The 16383-nt window shown below is 32.8% G+C and carries 13 protein-coding genes; 7 read left to right on the top strand and 6 right to left on the bottom strand.

Annotation, left to right across the window (positions count from 1 at the left end; all coding sequences use genetic code 11):
• Nucleotides 1–8: 8 nt before the first annotated feature.
• Nucleotides 9–389, top strand: a complete 381-nt coding sequence (locus tag AABD74_RS03375) for a TraR/DksA C4-type zinc finger protein (protein ID WP_026983623.1) — start codon at nucleotides 9–11, stop codon at nucleotides 387–389.
• Between the two features lie 232 nt (nucleotides 390–621).
• Here AABD74_RS03375 and AABD74_RS03370 read toward each other — a convergent pair whose 3' ends face one another.
• Both AABD74_RS03370 and AABD74_RS03365 read right to left on the bottom strand, forming a co-directional pair.
• Nucleotides 622–1002: a hypothetical protein gene (locus tag AABD74_RS03370; RefSeq protein WP_232681777.1), complete on the bottom strand. Its 381-nt coding sequence runs from the start codon at nucleotides 1000–1002 to the stop codon at nucleotides 622–624.
• A gap of 31 nt (nucleotides 1003–1033) precedes the next feature.
• Nucleotides 1034–1390, bottom strand: coding sequence for a roadblock/LC7 domain-containing protein (locus AABD74_RS03365; RefSeq protein WP_232681778.1), 357 nt, complete (start codon nucleotides 1388–1390; stop codon nucleotides 1034–1036).
• 177 nt (nucleotides 1391–1567) lie between these two features.
• Here AABD74_RS03365 and AABD74_RS03360 point away from each other — a divergent pair, with 177 nt between their 5' ends.
• The 6 genes from AABD74_RS03360 to AABD74_RS03335 all read left to right on the top strand — a co-directional run bounded on the left by AABD74_RS03360 (nucleotide 1568) and on the right by AABD74_RS03335 (nucleotide 11523).
• Nucleotides 1568–1774 (top strand): hypothetical protein, encoded by a 207-nt coding sequence (locus AABD74_RS03360; protein WP_406844673.1) that lies wholly within the window; start codon nucleotides 1568–1570, stop codon nucleotides 1772–1774.
• Nucleotides 1775–1894: 120 nt separating this feature from the next.
• Nucleotides 1895–2494, top strand: a complete 600-nt coding sequence (locus tag AABD74_RS03355; RefSeq protein WP_406844672.1) for a lipoprotein signal peptidase — start codon at nucleotides 1895–1897, stop codon at nucleotides 2492–2494.
• A 188-nt stretch (nucleotides 2495–2682) separates the two neighbouring features.
• Nucleotides 2683–5841: a UvrD-helicase domain-containing protein gene (locus AABD74_RS03350; protein ID WP_406844671.1), complete on the top strand. Its 3159-nt coding sequence runs from the start codon at nucleotides 2683–2685 to the stop codon at nucleotides 5839–5841.
• 81 nt (nucleotides 5842–5922) lie between these two features.
• Nucleotides 5923–7116, top strand: a complete 1194-nt coding sequence (gene kbl / locus AABD74_RS03345) for a glycine C-acetyltransferase (protein WP_406844670.1) — start codon at nucleotides 5923–5925, stop codon at nucleotides 7114–7116.
• Nucleotides 7117–7229: 113 nt separating this feature from the next.
• Nucleotides 7230–8696, top strand: coding sequence for an OmpA family protein (locus AABD74_RS03340; RefSeq protein ID WP_406844669.1), 1467 nt, complete (start codon nucleotides 7230–7232; stop codon nucleotides 8694–8696).
• Between the two features lie 64 nt (nucleotides 8697–8760).
• The gene (locus AABD74_RS03335) at nucleotides 8761–11523 is read left to right on the top strand and encodes a PD-(D/E)XK nuclease family protein (protein WP_406844668.1); all 2763 of its coding nucleotides are present in this window, start codon (nucleotides 8761–8763) and stop codon (nucleotides 11521–11523) included.
• Nucleotides 11524–11647: 124 nt separating this feature from the next.
• On the opposite strand, the gene AABD74_RS03330 is transcribed toward AABD74_RS03335, so the two are convergent.
• The 4 genes from AABD74_RS03330 to AABD74_RS03315 form a co-directional block, all read right to left on the bottom strand.
• Nucleotides 11648–13008, bottom strand: a protein-coding gene (locus AABD74_RS03330) for an IS3 family transposase (protein ID WP_406844667.1) whose coding sequence is annotated in 2 segments (ribosomal slippage) — nucleotides 11648–12525 and nucleotides 12525–13008 — 1362 coding nt in all. Because the reading frame shifts where the segments join, the coding sequence is not laid out codon by codon here.
• A gap of 80 nt (nucleotides 13009–13088) precedes the next feature.
• A complete protein-coding gene (locus AABD74_RS03325) occupies nucleotides 13089–13865 on the bottom strand; it encodes an alpha/beta fold hydrolase (protein WP_406844666.1) in 777 nt (258 codons plus the stop codon).
• Between the two features lie 166 nt (nucleotides 13866–14031).
• Nucleotides 14032–14931: an alpha/beta fold hydrolase gene (locus tag AABD74_RS03320; protein ID WP_406844665.1), complete on the bottom strand. Its 900-nt coding sequence runs from the start codon at nucleotides 14929–14931 to the stop codon at nucleotides 14032–14034.
• A gap of 7 nt (nucleotides 14932–14938) precedes the next feature.
• A complete protein-coding gene (locus AABD74_RS03315; protein ID WP_406844664.1) occupies nucleotides 14939–16231 on the bottom strand; it encodes an aminopeptidase P family protein in 1293 nt (430 codons plus the stop codon).
• Nucleotides 16232–16383: the final 152 nt, after the last annotated feature.

The following is a 16383-nucleotide window of genomic DNA, read 5'->3' as shown; positions in this document are numbered from 1 at the left end:
ATAATACCATGATAGATGAAATTACAAGATACTCTGACGCCGATTTGGCGGAGTTCAAAGAAATAATCCAAAATAAAATACAAAAAGCACAAGCAGATCTTGATTTGATTAAGAGTGCATACATGAATGATTTGAATAACGGAACCGATGATACTTCTCCAACTTTTAAAGCTTTTGAAGAAGGAAGCGAAACAATGTCTAAAGAAGCTAACTCTCAGTTAGCAATTAGACAGGAAAAGTTTATTCGCGATTTAAAAAACGCGTTATTCCGTGTTGAAAACAAAACATACGGTATCTGCAAAGTAACTGGTAAATTAATCAGCAAAGAAAGGCTTAAAATCGTTCCTCATGCAACAATGAGTATCGAAGCTAAAAATTTGCAGAGATAATTAAAATACATAATAAAATAAGCGCTCCTTTCAGGGGCGTTTTTTTGTTTAATCTTTTGGGGTTTAAAGCCGGGGCTTTTTTTTGCTTTTTTGAGAGAATTCAATTATAAACTAAAAAAATACCAAAATCAAAGATTTGTTTTTTGTAAGAAATAAAAGTTTAAAAATTGAAAGAAAAGAAAAAATTTTAATTAGAACTGCCTTAATGCAGACAGCTCTAATTACAATAAAATTAAGCCAGATTTTTTTCTAAATCTGCCTTGTGTTTTCTCAAAACCGCTCTTGTCATTCCAAGATTTGCTTTGGTGGCATCAGCGGCAAGATAAATCATGAATTTTTTGTTTGGCGAAATGTCGATAATGTGAATTTGATTTGAAAGTGTAATCAAAATATCCTCGATATCCTGATTTAAATTTAAAGCCTTTACGGCGTTTAATTTTGCTTTTACAACTTCCAGATTATAAGCGGCGGCCAATTCAGGATCAAAAGCTGAATCTACTGTAATGTTGCCAAAGCTTAGTCCTGTTTCAATTTCTGTTACAGATACGGCTATAAAGCCGTTTACGTTAGTTTTCATTTCGTTTAAAAACACGTTTAAAAAATCGTTACTCATAGTTCTTGGGGTTTGTGGTTAATAGTTTATGTTATTTTAATAGAGAATTTTTGCTGAGTTCTACAGATAATTCATCTGTAGAATGCATTAATAAGCCAAGATTGCTTCCTTCTTTTGAAAATGCAATGACGAAGTTTGAACCGCTTATTTTATTTCCGACGACAACCCCATCGGAACTTTTTAAGTAAAGTTGTTTTAAGGAACCTTTTTCTAAGTCAATTAGGAATTTTTCACTCATTGATAAAATTGCGGCACTCATTGCGGCAATACTGTCGCTGTAATCGAGATTAAGAGAAGTGATTAGTTTTCCTTTTCCATTTAAAATTAATGCTGCGCTAGCTTTAGTATCGACCAGAAATTTGTTTAGAATAGTAGTTATCTCATTCATATTTTGTAAGGTTTGGGGAAAAGTTAAATTAATTTGTTTTTGGTATTTATTATTTGCTGTTTTTGTAGTTTATATTAAACAAATGTTAATTTTTGTTAACAAATATAAATTAAATTATGTATCATTGTAAAACCAAATCGTTAAATGTTTTATTTTTTTACTTAAAAAACTTACAATATGGCTAAAGTATTGAAATTTAAAGATGTAAATTCCGATGTTGAGCACAGAATAAAAGAATTTGAAAAATTACGTATCAAATTTAAAGCAGATGTAAAAAAAGCAGAAGCAAAGAAGATTAAAGCCGGAAAACCGAGCAAAGGAATTTTTAAATCTATCTCGGGGTTCTTTACAGACAGTCCGGCAAATACTACTGCAAAAAAATAGATCAAAATCTAAAATTGAGGCAAATCGCTTCGTTTTAGTTTTATTACAAAACAATTAACGTTCACAAGGGAGCGTTTTTTTTGATTTAATTGTTATTTTTGCGCATCAAAAAATCATAAAATGTCATTAAGAAAAGCGTATTTCCTTATATTTTTAGTTCTAATTGTCGATCAGATTTCTAAGATCTATGTAAAAACAAACTTCGTTTTAGGTGAAGAAGTTGTACTTTTTGACTGGTTCAGAATTCATTTTATTGAAAATGAAGGAATGGCATGGGGAACAAAAATACCGGGAGAGTACGGAAAGTTAATTTTAACAGTTTTTAGAATTTTTGCAGTATTTGGTATTGGATATTGGCTTGCCGATGCCGTTAAGAAACGTCATTCAGCTTATTTGATTGTTTCAATAGCTTTAATTTTTGCCGGTGCCGCTGGTAATATCATTGATTCTGTTTTCTACGGAGTAATTTTTGATGACAGTACACATAATCTTGCAACACTTTTTTCACCGCATCCATACGGAACCTGGTTTCATGGTTTAGTTGTAGACATGTTTTACTTTCCTATTTGGGAAGGTGATCTTCCGGGATGGCTTCCAATTTTTGGAGGGAAACATTTGATGTTCTTTAACGCTATTTTTAATGTTGCTGATATGGCGATTTCTACAGGCGTTGGAATATTATTGGTTTTCAATAAAAGAGCATTTCCAAAACACATATAATTATTTTGAAAAATTCCAATCCTGATCCCGAAAATTCGGGACGGGATAAATTCCAAATTCCAAAATTCTGTGCGATAAAAAGCATCAAACATTGGAATTTGGAATTTTTATTTTTTGGAATTTGCAAATTTTACATTATTGGGATTTAATATTATTGTACTATTTTTACAATACAAAAAACCAAGTTTATGCAAAGTCCGTCTTTTTCTATTTATGATGCTTCTGCAGGATCAGGAAAGACGTATACTTTGGTTAAGGAATATTTAAAAATTATTCTTTCATCTAAAGCGCCGGACGCTTACCGTAATATTTTAGCCATAACTTTTACAAACAAGGCAGTTCATGAAATGAAAAGCCGTATTGTTGGAAGTTTGTCTGAATTTGCCAAAGATGAACCTTCTGCAAAAGCGGTTGATTTGATGGAAGATTTGTCTCGTGATACAGGACTTTCCATTATTCAGATTAAAGTAAAAGCGCGCAGTATTATTAAGCATTTAATTCATAATTATGCAGCTTTTGATATTTCTACCATTGATAAATTTACCCATAAAGTTATTCGGGCTTTTGCGCATGACCTGAATCTTCCCATGACTTTTGAAGTCACGCTGGATACTGAAAATTTATTGATCGAAGCAGTTGATGCTATTATCGCACAGGCAGGTCAGGATGAAACGCTGACTAAATTGCTGATCGATTTTACAATGGAAAAAACCGACGATGATAAAAGCTGGGATATTTCCAGAGAAATCCTTGAAACCGGACGCTTGGTTTTGAATGAAAATAATCGAAATGAAATTCTTCATTTTAACGATAAAACAATCGAAGAATTTGTTGAGATCAAAAAGAAAATGCTCGCATTGTGTAAAGATCTGGAATCAGAAAACGAGCAGTTTGCAACAGAAGCACTTTCATTAATTGATAAAAACGGAATCGATTTAAAATCATTTTCAAGAGGGACATTTCCAAATCACTTAGAAAGCATCCGGGACGGAAAATTTAATCCGAGAAATAAAACTTTTCATGAATTTGATGATATTGCTATTAATAAAACAGCAAAAGACAAATCCTTAATTGAAAATATAATTCCAGAATTGCTTCAAATTTTGGTTAAGGTTTACAAGAATTTTGAAAAACGAGATTTCTATAAAGCCTTTCTAAAAAATATTACACCGCTTTCTCTGCTAAATACGGTAAGCAATGAATTGGCAAAAATTCAGTCAGAACAAAATGTTTTATCCATTTCAGAATTTAACGCCATCATTCATCGTGAAATTCAGAACCAGCCAGCGCCATTTATCTATGAGCGTTTAGGTGAACGATATCGCCATTTTTTTATTGATGAATTTCAGGATACTTCAGAAATGCAATGGCAGAATTTAATTCCATTAATACATAACTCACTTTCTGGTGAAGATGATTTTGGTAATAAAGGAACTTTGATGATTGTGGGCGATCCTAAGCAGTCTATTTACAGATGGAGAGGAGGAAAAGCAGAGCAGTTTATTGAATTAGGAAAAAAAGAAGTTTCTTTTTTTAGCCATGAAAAAGTGCTGAAACATTTAGATACAAACTACAGAAGTTATAGCGAGGTTATTAATTTTAATAACGCCTTTTTTAAATTGATTTCAACTGAATTTATAAATGAAGATTATAAAGATTTATATGAAAATCATAGTTTTCAAAATACAAATTCAAAAAAAGGCGGTTATGTAAATATTTCTTTTCTTCCGATAGTCGAAAAAAATGATTTTGCTGATGAGGAAGAAGTTGTTGAGAAATCAGATTTATATGTTTTAGCGACTTTAAATGCAATTCAAAAAGTACTTCGGGAAGGTTTTAAATATAAAGATATTGTTGTTTTAACTAGAAAAAGAGATCAGGGAATTGCAATTGCAAATTACCTGACAGAACAAAATATTCCGCTTTTATCATCAGAAACATTGATGATTCAAAATGCGACAGAAGTTCGTTTGATAATTAATCTCCTTAGATATTTAAATAACAATGCTGATTTAGAATCAAAAGCTTACTTTCTTCATTTTTTAGCTGAAAATAAAGAAATCGAAATGCCGATTCATGGTTTTATTGCTCAGGGAATGTCGCAGAAATTTGAAGAAGATTTTGAAAAATGGCTTTTGACATTTGATGTTTCGCTGTCTTTTGAAAATGTTCGAAAAAAATCGCTTTATGAAGCTGTAGAAATAATCATTTCAAAATTTATACTTCCATCAGAAGGAAATGCTTATGTGCAGTTTTTCCTGGATATTGTTTTAGAAAGAGATATTCGAAACCAAGCCGGAATAGCTGATTTCCTTAATTACTGGGATAAAAATTCTGAGAAATTCAGTATTCCTTCTCCAGAGGGAAACAATGCGGTTCGAATCATGACCATTCATAAATCAAAAGGATTGGAGTTTCCGGTTGTAATTATGCCTTTTGCAGAAGAGGATTATAACAGAAAGCCAAAAGATAAATTATGGCTGGATACCGAAGAATCTGATTTAGGCGTTCCAAAAGCTTTAATTGATAACAGCAGCGCAGTTGAAGGTTTTGGAGAAAATGCGTCAGTAGTTTTTAATTTAAAAAAGCAGGAAGAATTATTAGATAATATTAATGTTCTATATGTTGCATTAACGCGTGCCGAAGAACAATTATATGTTATTTCCCAATCTTTAAAAGAAAGGAAAGACGGAGAATTTCCAAATAACATGGCTTCTTATTTTATTAAATATCTAATGCATAAAGGAATTTATGATCCGGAAATATTAGAATACGAATTTGGGAGTAAAACAAAACTTTCTAAATCTGAAGAATCTGTTGATACATTAAAGATGATTCCAATAGTAAAAGAAGTTTTAAATCCTAAAAATATTAAAATAGCACAGCGTGAAGCCTTGATGTGGGGAACGCACCAGCAGGAAGCAATTTCATATGGAAATATTGTGCACGAAATTTTAGCCTTTATAAAAGATAAGTCAGATGTTGATCTTGCAGTTGTAAAAGCACTTGAGAATGGCCTAATTACGATTGATCAATCTGAAATGGTTTTAAGAACACTCAATGAAATTGTAAATCATGATGAGTTAAGTATTTGTTTTGATGGTAATTATAAGGTTTTAAATGAGCAGACCATAGTTCAAAAAGAAGGAAAAATTTTAAAACCAGACCGTGTTGTATTAACTAATAATAAGGAAGCTTATTTGCTGGATTATAAAACGGGTGCAATTAATTCAAAATATCAACAGCAAATTCAAGAATATCAAGATGCTATTGAAGATTTAGGATACAAAGTGTTAAAAAAGGTTTTAGTGTATATAGGATCGGAAATTGAAGTGGTAAATTTGTGAAAATATTAATCAGATGTTAAAGAAAAAACTTCACTTTTTACGGGTTAAGTTGTTAATATTTAACGTTTTAAATAGATAAAAATGTACGGTAAAATTAAAGAGTATCTGCAAAGTGAGCTGCAGACAATCGAAGAAAATGGAATTTTCAAAAAAGAGCGAATTATAACTTCTGCTCAAGGTGCAGAGATTACAATTTCGACAGGAGAAACAGTTTTAAATTTTTGTGCCAATAATTATTTAGGTCTTTCGTCGCATCTAGAAGTGGTTCAGGCCGCAAAAGACGCAATGGATACACACGGTTTCGGAATGTCGTCTGTGCGTTTCATTTGCGGAACTCAGGATATTCATAAAACCTTAGAAAAAAAGATTGCAGATTTTTATGGTACAGAAGATACCATATTATATGCTGCCGCTTTTGATGCAAACGGCGGTGTTTTTGAACCTTTATTAGGAGAAAATGATGCTATTATTTCAGATAGTTTAAATCATGCTTCTATTATAGATGGAGTTCGTTTATGCAAAGCAGCCCGTTATCGCTATGAAAACAGCAACATGGAAGATCTGGAACAGCAATTAATTAAAGCAGCCGAAGCAGGAACTCGTTTTAAACTAATTGTTACAGATGGTGTTTTCTCTATGGATGGATTAGTTGCGCCTCTGGATAAGATTTGTGACCTCGCTGATAAATATGATGCATTAGTCATGGTAGATGAATGCCACGCTGCCGGATTTATTGGAGCAACAGGGAAAGGTACACTTGAAGCAAAAGGAGTAATGGGACGTGTTGATATTATTACAGGTACATTAGGAAAAGCATTAGGCGGAGCAATGGGCGGATATACGACAGCTAAAAAAGAAATAATAGAAATTCTGCGTCAGCGTTCCAGACCTTATTTGTTTTCTAATTCATTAGCGCCTTCAATTGTAGGTGCATCAATAAAGGTTTTTGAATTATTAGAAAAAGATACAGCACTTAGAGATAAATTAGAATGGAACACTAATTACTTTAAGGAAGGAATGAAAAATGCAGGATTTGATATAATAGATGGAGACTCTGCAATTGTGCCTGTAATGTTGTATGATGCAAAATTATCACAAACTATGGCAAATGAACTTTTAAAACAAGGAATTTATGTAATAGGTTTTTTCTTTCCGGTAGTTCCAAAAGACAAAGCCAGAATAAGAGTCCAGCTTTCTGCAGCTCATACTAAAGAGCACCTGGACAAGGCAATAGAAGCTTTTAAATTAACAGGTAAAATGTTAAAAGTTATATAATTACCACATTCGTGTAATTTTTGTAGGTTTTTTTTAACATTTGATTTTGTATTTAAAAAATTTGGTGTTACTTTTGCTTGTAATTAACTAAATTGTAATTAAAAAAATTAAGTATGAAACATCTTAACAAACTTTTAGTTGCTGTAATGATGGCGATGGGTTTAAGTTCTCACGCGCAAGACAGTAACAATCCATGGGCGATCTCTTTTGGGGTTAATGCTGTGGATACTAGGACTAGTGCAAGTCCAGATCATGTTGACTTTTTTCCGGCGCACTTTTCTCAGCCATTTGCAGTAAAAGACAACTGGAATATTCTTCCTTCTTTATCTTACATTGGTGTGTCTAGATATGTTGGCAGCGGTTTCTCAGTTGGTTTACAAGGTTCTGTGAACAAAATTGATAAATATGTTATTTTTGCTCCAGATGCTGCAGGCCATGATGGAAGAGGTATGGTTGTTTATAACCCTGGTGATTTAATGTACTACGGAATTGATGCTACTATTAAATACAGCTTCCAGGAATTAATCAAATCTAAAGTGATTGATCCTTCGTTATCTGTTGGTGGAGGTTATACTTTCTTCGGAGATAGCAGCTACGGAACTGTAAACCCAGGTGCTGGTATTACATTCTGGTTTACAGATGCTATTGGTCTTGAATTAGGTACAAAATACAAATGGTCTGTAAGTGGTGATAGAGAAGATGCTTCTGGAACTCCAGATGCTCCATCTCACTTCCAACACACTGCCGGTCTTGTATTCAAATTTGGTGGTAAAGACACTGACGGTGACGGTATCTACGATAAAGATGATGCTTGTCCAGATGTTGCTGGTTTAAAACAATTCAACGGATGTCCTGATACTGACGGAGACGGAATCGTTGACGCTAGCGATGCTTGTCCTAACGAATTTGGTTTAGCTGCATTAAACGGATGTCCTGATAAAGACGGAGACGGTGTTGCTGACAAAGATGACGCTTGTCCAGATGTTGCTGGTTTAGCTGCTTTAAAAGGTTGTCCTGATACTGACGGAGACGGAATCGCTGATAAAGACGATAAATGTCCTACAGTTGCTGGTCCTAAAGAAAATGGTGGTTGTCCTTTCTTAGACGCTGATAAAGATGGTGTTTTAGATAAAGATGATGATTGTCCTACAGTTGCTGGTCCAGCTAGTAACAGAGGATGTCCTGAAGTATCTTCTCAAGCTTTAGAAGATCTTAAAGTTCAAGCAAGAGCTATCTACTTTAACTCAGGAAAAGCTACTTTCAAAACTGGTGACAAAGAAACTCCAGCTAGATTAGATGCTATTAAAGAAATCCTTAAAAACTATCCAAACGCAAAATTCAGTATTGAAGGACACACAGATAGTACAGGTTCTGCTAAAGTAAACCAAAAACTTTCTGAAGACAGAGCTAATGCTGTATTAAACGCTTTAGTTGAAAGAGGTGTTAATCCAGAAAACTTACAAGCTAAAGGATTTGGATCTTCTCAACCAGTTGCAAGTAACAAAACTGCTGCAGGTAAAGCACAAAACAGAAGAACTGAAATTAAACACATAGGTTCTAAATACCAAGGTAAACTATAATTTACTTTTGTAAATAAATACTAAAAGCCATTCTTAATTGAATGGCTTTTTTTATTTTTATAAAATGATAAATACTTCTTTCTTAGAGAAAATTGCAACTGTTGTAATTCAGGATTATTCAGATAAACTAGCAGAAACTACTATTGTTTTACCAAACAAAAGAGCTAAAGTTTTTTTAATCGAAGCGCTTAAAAAAGAAACATCAAAAACAATCCTTTCTCCTGAAATTATAAGTATTGAAGATTTTGTACAGGATGTTGCTTCAATTAGATCTGTGGATTCAATTGAACTGTTGTTTGAGTTTTATGAAGTTTATTTATCTGTTACTGAAAAGCAGCACCAACAGTCTTTTGAGTTGTTTGCTAATTGGGCAAAAACACTCTTGCAGGATTTTAACGAAATTGATCGTTATCTTTTGGAGCCAAATCATGTTTTGTCTTATCTAAAAGATATCGAAGACATTAAGAAATGGGGAATAGAGGTTGAAAATAAAACTAAACTTTTAGAAAATTATATCGATTTTTGGAAACTTCTGCCTCTTTATTACGATTCACTATACAATCATCTATTAAATAAATCAATTGGTTACCAAGGTTTGATTTATAGAGAAGCAGTAAATAACTTAAATCATTTTTCGAATACAATTTCAAATCGAAATTTTATTTTTGCCGGATTCAATGCCTTAAATGCTGCAGAAGAAAAAATTGTGCAGCATCTTTTAGCGCTTGATCAGGCCAAAATTTATTGGGATGTAGATCAGACATTTTTAAATGATCCTTTTCATGATGCCGGACTTTTTGTCCGTCGTTTTAAAGAGAGCTGGAAGCATTATAAATTTCACCCTTTTGAGTGGATTGCAGACGATTTTTCTCAAACAAAAAACATTCAGGTTATTGGTACTCCAAAAACAATTGGACAAGCTAAATTGACAGGAAGCATTATTGAGAATTTGATTAATGAAAACCCAGCCGCTTCTCTGGATAAGGTTGCAGTAGTGTTGGGAGAAGAAAATCTTTTAATTCCGGTTTTATATTCGCTGCCTTCTTCGGTTGGGGCATTGAATATTACAATGGGATATTCAGGAAAGAATAATCCATCGCAGATACTGGTAGCTAAGTTTTTCAAAATGCATACAAATGCACTTTCTCGTGCTGGCGGCAGTTATGTTTTTTATTATAAAGATGTTCTGGATATTCTGACACATCCATTAGTCGAGCCATATGTGAAGACCAATCATATTGTTAGAATAATCAAAGAGAATAACTATACTTTTATTACTCTCAATAAAATTTTAGAGCTTAATCAAAATCCATCAGCATTATTTTCTTTATTATTTCAGAAATGGGAAAACGGATCGATAGCCGTACTTGAAAATATCTCGGCAATGTTACTTTTGATAAAGCAGAATTTCAACAATGATAATGAAGAAGAAAAAATTGCTAAAACTTTTGTGTATGCTGTTTTTAAAGTGATTAATAAACTTATAAATTATTATTCGCAGCATAAACACATCGATAATATTGATACTCTTCATGCTATTTATAAGCAGATTATTGATGTGGCTGAAGTTTCTTTTGAAGGTGAGCCTTTACGTGGACTGCAGATTATGGGAGTTCTTGAAAGCCGTGTTCTTGATTTTGAAACTGTAATTGTTACTTCGATGAATGAAGGTAAATTTCCAGCCGGAAAATCTCAGAATTCATTCATTCCTTATGACGTGAAGAAAGAACTGGGTCTGCCGACTTTTAAAGAAAAAGATGCCATTTATACCTATCACTTTTATCATTTACTTCAGCGGGCAAAAAATATTTATTTAATTTATAATACAGAAAATGACGGATTAGACGCCGGTGAACGCAGCCGTTTTATAACCCAGCTCGAAGTAGAAAAAAAATCAAAACATAATTTGTCTTTTGATATCTATAATCCGGTATTACCGGCTACGGCATATCAGCCCATGGTAATTCCGAAATCAGAAGCGGTTATGGAACGTTTAAAAGAAATTGCTGCTAATGGGTTTTCTCCTTCTGCATTAACGAGTTATATTCGAAACCCAATTGAGTTTTATTTTCAAAAAATCCTGCGTATTCGTGAAGTCGAAGAAGTCGAAGAAAACATTGCTTTAAATACACTCGGAACAATCATTCATGAAACATTAAAAACATTGTATGAGCCTTTTATCGGGAAGTTTATTTCAGAAACTGATTTATTAAACTGTTTTAAATTGTTAGATGATGAAGTGTTGAAACAATTTAAATTGGTATATAAGGAAGGCGAAATTAAAAAAGGACGTAATCTTCTGGCCTTTGAAGTTGCAAAGCGAAATGTTTCTAATTTTTTGAAAATGGAATTAGAATCAGTTAAAAACGGTGATGCAGTTCAGATTATAGCTTTGGAGCAAACTTTTGAGCGTTATCTCACTCATCCCGGTTTGCCATTTCCGGTGCTAATTAAAGGAAATGTTGACAGGATTGAACTTCGCAATGGAAAAATAAGAATCGTTGATTATAAGACCGGAAAAGTCGAAAAAACAAATATTATACTTAAATCTTGGAACGGATTAACACAAGAGCTTAAAAATGACAAAATTATTCAGGTTTTGGCTTATGCGTTTATGTTTGAAGAACATGCGGGAGATACTCCAATAGAAGTCGGAATTATTTCTTTTAAAAATTTAAAATCAGGGTTTTTGCCTTTTGGATTTAAAGAAGAAAAAGATCTGGATATAATAGTAAGCAAGTCAATTTTAAATAGTTATGTAGAAGAAATTGTTTTATTGCTAAATGAAATACTGGATATCACTATCCCTTTTGAAGAAAGAATATAGACTTTAGATTAATTTATTGAATTAAAAAAACAGCTGAATTATCTACTATAAGTTTTGCTGTCAAAATAAAGAAAAGGCCTTTCGAATTTCTAGACTGCACCCAAAAGTTTAGACAAATTTATAATTAAGTTTTATAATAATGAGCTCGATATTGTATCGGGCTCATTGCTTTTAGATTAAGTTTTATTCTGTCATTATTATAATAATTAATATACTCAATAATCTCCTGTTTTAATTGACCAATGGAACTGTATTTTTTAAGATAAAACAGCTCTGATTTTAATGTTCCAAAGAAGTTTTCAATAATGGCATTGTCAAGACAATTTCCTTTTCTGGACATACTTTGTTTAATTCCTTTTTCTTTTAATAAGTATTGGTACTGTTTCATTTGATACTGCCATCCTTGATCAGAGTGCAGCGTTAAATTAGTATTATTGGGTATTTTCTTAAATGCTTTTTCAAGCATCACAGCTACTTGGTTAAATACGGGTCTTTCAGCCAGTTCATAGCTAATTATTTCTCCATTAAACAAATCAATTATTGGTGATAAATATAATTTTTTTCCTGAGACGTTAAATTCAGTTATATCGGTTGCCCATTTTTGATTAGGTACTGATGCTTTAAAGTTTCTGCTCAGAATATTTGGGGCAATCCTGCCTTGTTCTCCTTTATAGGATTTATATTTTTTAACTCTGATAAGACTTTTTAATCCCAACGATTTCATTAGTCTTAAAACTGTTTTATGATTGATGATTATCCCTTGAAGGTTTAACTCACTAGTGATCCTCCTGTATCCGTAACGTCCCTTATGCTTATAATAAATTGATTTTATAAGTTCTTTTACTTTTTTGTATTTATCAGCTGTTTTACTCTGTTTTTGATAATAATAAAAACTGCTGCGCGCCACATTACTACAATTTAAAAGTAATTTTAAATCATAGCGATGCCTTAATTCCATTATGACTTGCGATTTTTGGCTTTTTCTTCGGCTTGAATTAAGGCTTGTAACTTTTTTAGAAAATCAATTTCACAGCGTAATGCTTCATTCTCTAACAGAAGTTCTTCTTCCCTGGTTAAAGGTTTTTTGGATTTACTTTTTTTATCTTTAGAATCACTCATAGATTTTGGCCTCCCTTTTGGTTTTAGTTTTAATCCTTCTAAACCAAAATTAGCAAAATCTTTTTTCCATTTAATGATAATTGAATCCGAAGGAATGTTAAATCGTAAACGAGCTTCTCTTAAAGATAACGAATCCCTATAAATTGACTTTAAAACCTTTAATTTAAAATCAATCGGATAAACCCGATTTTTTCGTAATAATAAACCTGCCCTTCCATATTCCCTGTAAAAACTGACCCATTTGCGTATATTAGATTTGCTGGTTCCTTTCTCGTTAGATACTAATGTAAATGAATAATGTTTAACAACTACTAATTCTACACATTCAAGTTTGAATTCATAACTGTGCTTGACTTTTCTTTCCATAAAAATGCCCCCAAATAGCGTCTAACTTTTTGGGGGCAGTGCATTCGAAAGGCCTTTTTTGCTTTTAATCCCTTTTTATTTTAGTTGAAGAAATCTAACAAAATCGGTTTTAGCTCTTCTTTATTTTCAATATGACTCATATGACCATCTTCAAACGAAATTAATTCTGCTGTTGTATGTTCAATTTGAGCAAGACTTTCTTCGTAGTTTAAAACAGGATCTTTTTTTCCTAAAATCAATAAAACAGGAAATCTGTTTTCGTGTAAAAGCCATTCGCGGTCTTTTCGTATTTTCATTCCTTCCAGCGAAGCCACAATTCCCTGCAAAGGTGTTTTTAAAGCCTGTTCTCGTACTTTTTCAATTTCATCAGCTAAACGAGTTCTGTTGTTTTCGCTGAATAAATTCGCAATCGCTAAACTCACAAAGTTTACATAATTTTGTTTTACTGCTTTTATTGCCCGAGTTCTGTTTAATTTTTTCTCAGGACTGTCTTCTTTAGAAGTCGAATTTAATAAAACCAGTTTTTTGATATTTTCAGGGAATAATTCGGCGAAAGCCAAAGCCACATAACCGCCCATAGAATGACCTAAAATAGTAGCTTTTTCTATTTTTAAAGATTGCAAAACTTCATAAACAACATCTGCATTATTTTCCATTTCATGCACATAACCTAGACAGTCTGATTCTCCGTGACCTAATAAATCGATGGTAATAACACGATATTTTTCTGAAAACAAATTAACATATTCTGCCCACATTTTTTTGTTTTCCAAAAAGCCGTGAAGCAGTACAATTGCATTTCCTTCTCCAGAATCAGTAAAAGATATTTTCGTGTTTTTATATAGGATATTTTTCAAAATGACATTTTAAAATTTGAAGTGCAAAGATAAGAAAGGTAAAACCATATGAGAAATGTAAGTTCATTTGAGTTAAAAATAATAGCTATTAGATTCAATTTTAAATGAATTTATATTTCTTATATAGTTTAAAAAAAGACCTTCATTTCTGAAAGCCGTTTTTGTTTTATGATTTTAAAAAAGAATTGATCTCATTAAAATATTTATCTCTCGCATCGAGCCATCCGTAATGTTTAGAATGTTCCAATAAAATGAGTTTTGAATTTGGATAGGCCTTATGACCAATTTCGCCAATTTCATTGCTAATAATATCTTCTTTTCCCTGAATAATTAAAACAGGATTTTTGAAGGTTTTTAATTTGTCTTTGCAGTCAAAACTCATTTTTTGCATATCAGACCATAACAAACCATTTATTGTCGAATTTCCCTGTGTTAACCTTTCGGCAATTATTGGAACAAATTTTTGATCGTAAACATAAGCCGGAGCCATTGCTCTTCCGCGTCCGAGTCTTGCTTTGTGAGATGTATCACCTTTTTCGATTTTATCATTCCAGTAATCCAGAGAATCTTTTTCAGCTTTGCTTAAACCAGCTTCAATCAAATTCGGGCTTTTTAATAAAGTCAAATCTACGCCGCCAGAAGATGATAAAATTAATTTATCGATACTGTTTGGATAAACCGTCGCATAATACGAACCCAACATTCCTCCAAAAGAATGCCCCAGAATATTCCATTTTTTAATTTTAAGATGTTTTCGTAACGATTCGATATCATCGGCCATTATTTTCATCGAAATGCTCTTAGCGTCTAATTTTGAAAGTTTCGATTTTCCGGTTCCTCTTTGATCATAAATAATCGTTTGCTGACTTTCGCCCAGCGTTTTCGCCATATCTTCAAAGCCATTGCTGTTCATTCCCGGACCGCCGTTTATAATTAAAACCGGTTCACCCTTTCCGAAAGTTTTATAAAACGTTTTACTTCCGTCAGTGTTAATTGCATAGCCTTCTGTCTGGGCAAAAATATTTCCCAAAAACAATAAAAATCCAAGTAGAAAAATCTTTTTCATCTTGAAACTACGAGTTCATCAAGCTTTCGATTTCATCCACTTCAACAGGAATATTGCGCATTAAGTTAAAAGGTTCTCCTTTTTCCTGAACCACAACATTGTCTTCCAAACGAATTCCGAATTTTTCATCCGGAATATAAATTCCAGGCTCAACTGTAAAAACCATATTCGCTTTTATTGGTTCGTGAAGCAAACCATAATCATGCGTGTCAAGTCCTAAATGGTGAGAAGTTCCGTGCATGAAATATTTTTTATATGCAGGCCATTCCGGGTTTTCGTTTTGAACATCGGCTTTAGAAATTAAACCTAAACCAATTAATTCCGAAGTCATAATTTTACCTACTTCAACATGATATTGTTTCCAAAGCGTTCCCGGAGTCAACATTTTTGCAGCTTCGTTTTTAACTCTTAAAACAGCATTATAAACCGCTTTTTGACGATCAGAAAAACGTCCCGAAACCGGAATCGTTCTGGTCATATCGCTAGAATAGTTGGCATATTCTGCCGCAACGTCTAATAAAATTAAATCTCCGGCTTTACATTGCTGATTGTTTTCGATATAATGTAAAACATTGGCATTGTTTCCAGAAGCAATAATTGGAGTGTAAGCAAAACCTTTAGAACGGTTACGGATAAATTCGTGGGCCAGTTCTGCTTCGATTTCATATTCGGTAACATTTGGTTTTACAAACGAAAGTAATCTGCGGAAACCTTTTTCTGTAATATCACAAGCCTGCTGAATCAAATCGATTTCTTCACTTTCTTTTACTGAACGAATACGCTGCAAAATTGGGTTACTTTTTGCAACATTGTGCGCAGGATAACGTTCTTTCCACCATTTTACAAAACGAGCCTCGCGAGTTTCTACTTCAACAGTTGCACGGTAATGTTCGTTTGTATTGATGTACATCGTATCGGCATACGTCATCATTTCGTTCAAAACTTTATGAAAATCCTGTAGCCAATAAACCGTTCTAATTCCCGAAACCTGAAAAGCATGTTCTTTAGTTAGTTTTTCACCTTCCCAAACTGCAATATGATCGTTGGTTTCTCTCAAAAAAAGAATTTCTTTTTGGTGCTCATAAGGCGCATCCGGAAACAAAAGCAAAACACTTTCTTCCTGATCTACACCGCTCAGATAAAAAATATCTCTGTGTTGTGCAAACGGCAAAGTACTGTCGGCGCTAATTGGATAAATGTCATTTGAGTTGAAAACGGCAACCGAATTAGGTTTCATTTCTGCCGTGAATTTTTTGCGGTTTTTTACAAAAAGAGCGCTGTTTATTTGATGATATTTCATAATAACTTAGTTTTTGAACTTCGAATTTCAAAATTAGTGATTTTTGAATAAGTGGCGTATAATTGATTTATTAAAGTTTTCTTATTTGTTTTGAGTCTGTTTTTTAGCCACAGATTATACTGATTAAAAGGGTTTTTTCTTTTAAAAATTGT

This window comes from Flavobacterium soyae (assembly GCF_045348165.1).
Taxonomy (GTDB): domain Bacteria; phylum Bacteroidota; class Bacteroidia; order Flavobacteriales; family Flavobacteriaceae; genus Flavobacterium; species Flavobacterium soyae.
This window is presented reverse-complemented; position numbering and strand designations above follow the sequence as displayed.

Coding starts and splice junctions, on each gene's coding strand:
- AABD74_RS03375 (WP_026983623.1), top strand. CDS start 9: ATGATAGATGAAATTACAAGATACTCTGACGCCGATTTGGCGGAGTTC.
- AABD74_RS03370 (WP_232681777.1), bottom strand. CDS start 1,002: ATGAGTAACGATTTTTTAAACGTGTTTTTAAACGAAATGAAAACTAAC.
- AABD74_RS03365 (WP_232681778.1), bottom strand. CDS start 1,390: ATGAATGAGATAACTACTATTCTAAACAAATTTCTGGTCGATACTAAA.
- AABD74_RS03360 (WP_406844673.1), top strand. CDS start 1,568: ATGGCTAAAGTATTGAAATTTAAAGATGTAAATTCCGATGTTGAGCAC.
- AABD74_RS03355 (WP_406844672.1), top strand. CDS start 1,895: ATGTCATTAAGAAAAGCGTATTTCCTTATATTTTTAGTTCTAATTGTC.
- AABD74_RS03350 (WP_406844671.1), top strand. CDS start 2,683: ATGCAAAGTCCGTCTTTTTCTATTTATGATGCTTCTGCAGGATCAGGA.
- kbl (WP_406844670.1), top strand. CDS start 5,923: ATGTACGGTAAAATTAAAGAGTATCTGCAAAGTGAGCTGCAGACAATC.
- AABD74_RS03340 (WP_406844669.1), top strand. CDS start 7,230: ATGAAACATCTTAACAAACTTTTAGTTGCTGTAATGATGGCGATGGGT.
- AABD74_RS03335 (WP_406844668.1), top strand. CDS start 8,761: ATGATAAATACTTCTTTCTTAGAGAAAATTGCAACTGTTGTAATTCAG.
- AABD74_RS03320 (WP_406844665.1), bottom strand. CDS start 14,931: ATGAAAAAGATTTTTCTACTTGGATTTTTATTGTTTTTGGGAAATATT.
- AABD74_RS03315 (WP_406844664.1), bottom strand. CDS start 16,231: ATGAAATATCATCAAATAAACAGCGCTCTTTTTGTAAAAAACCGCAAA.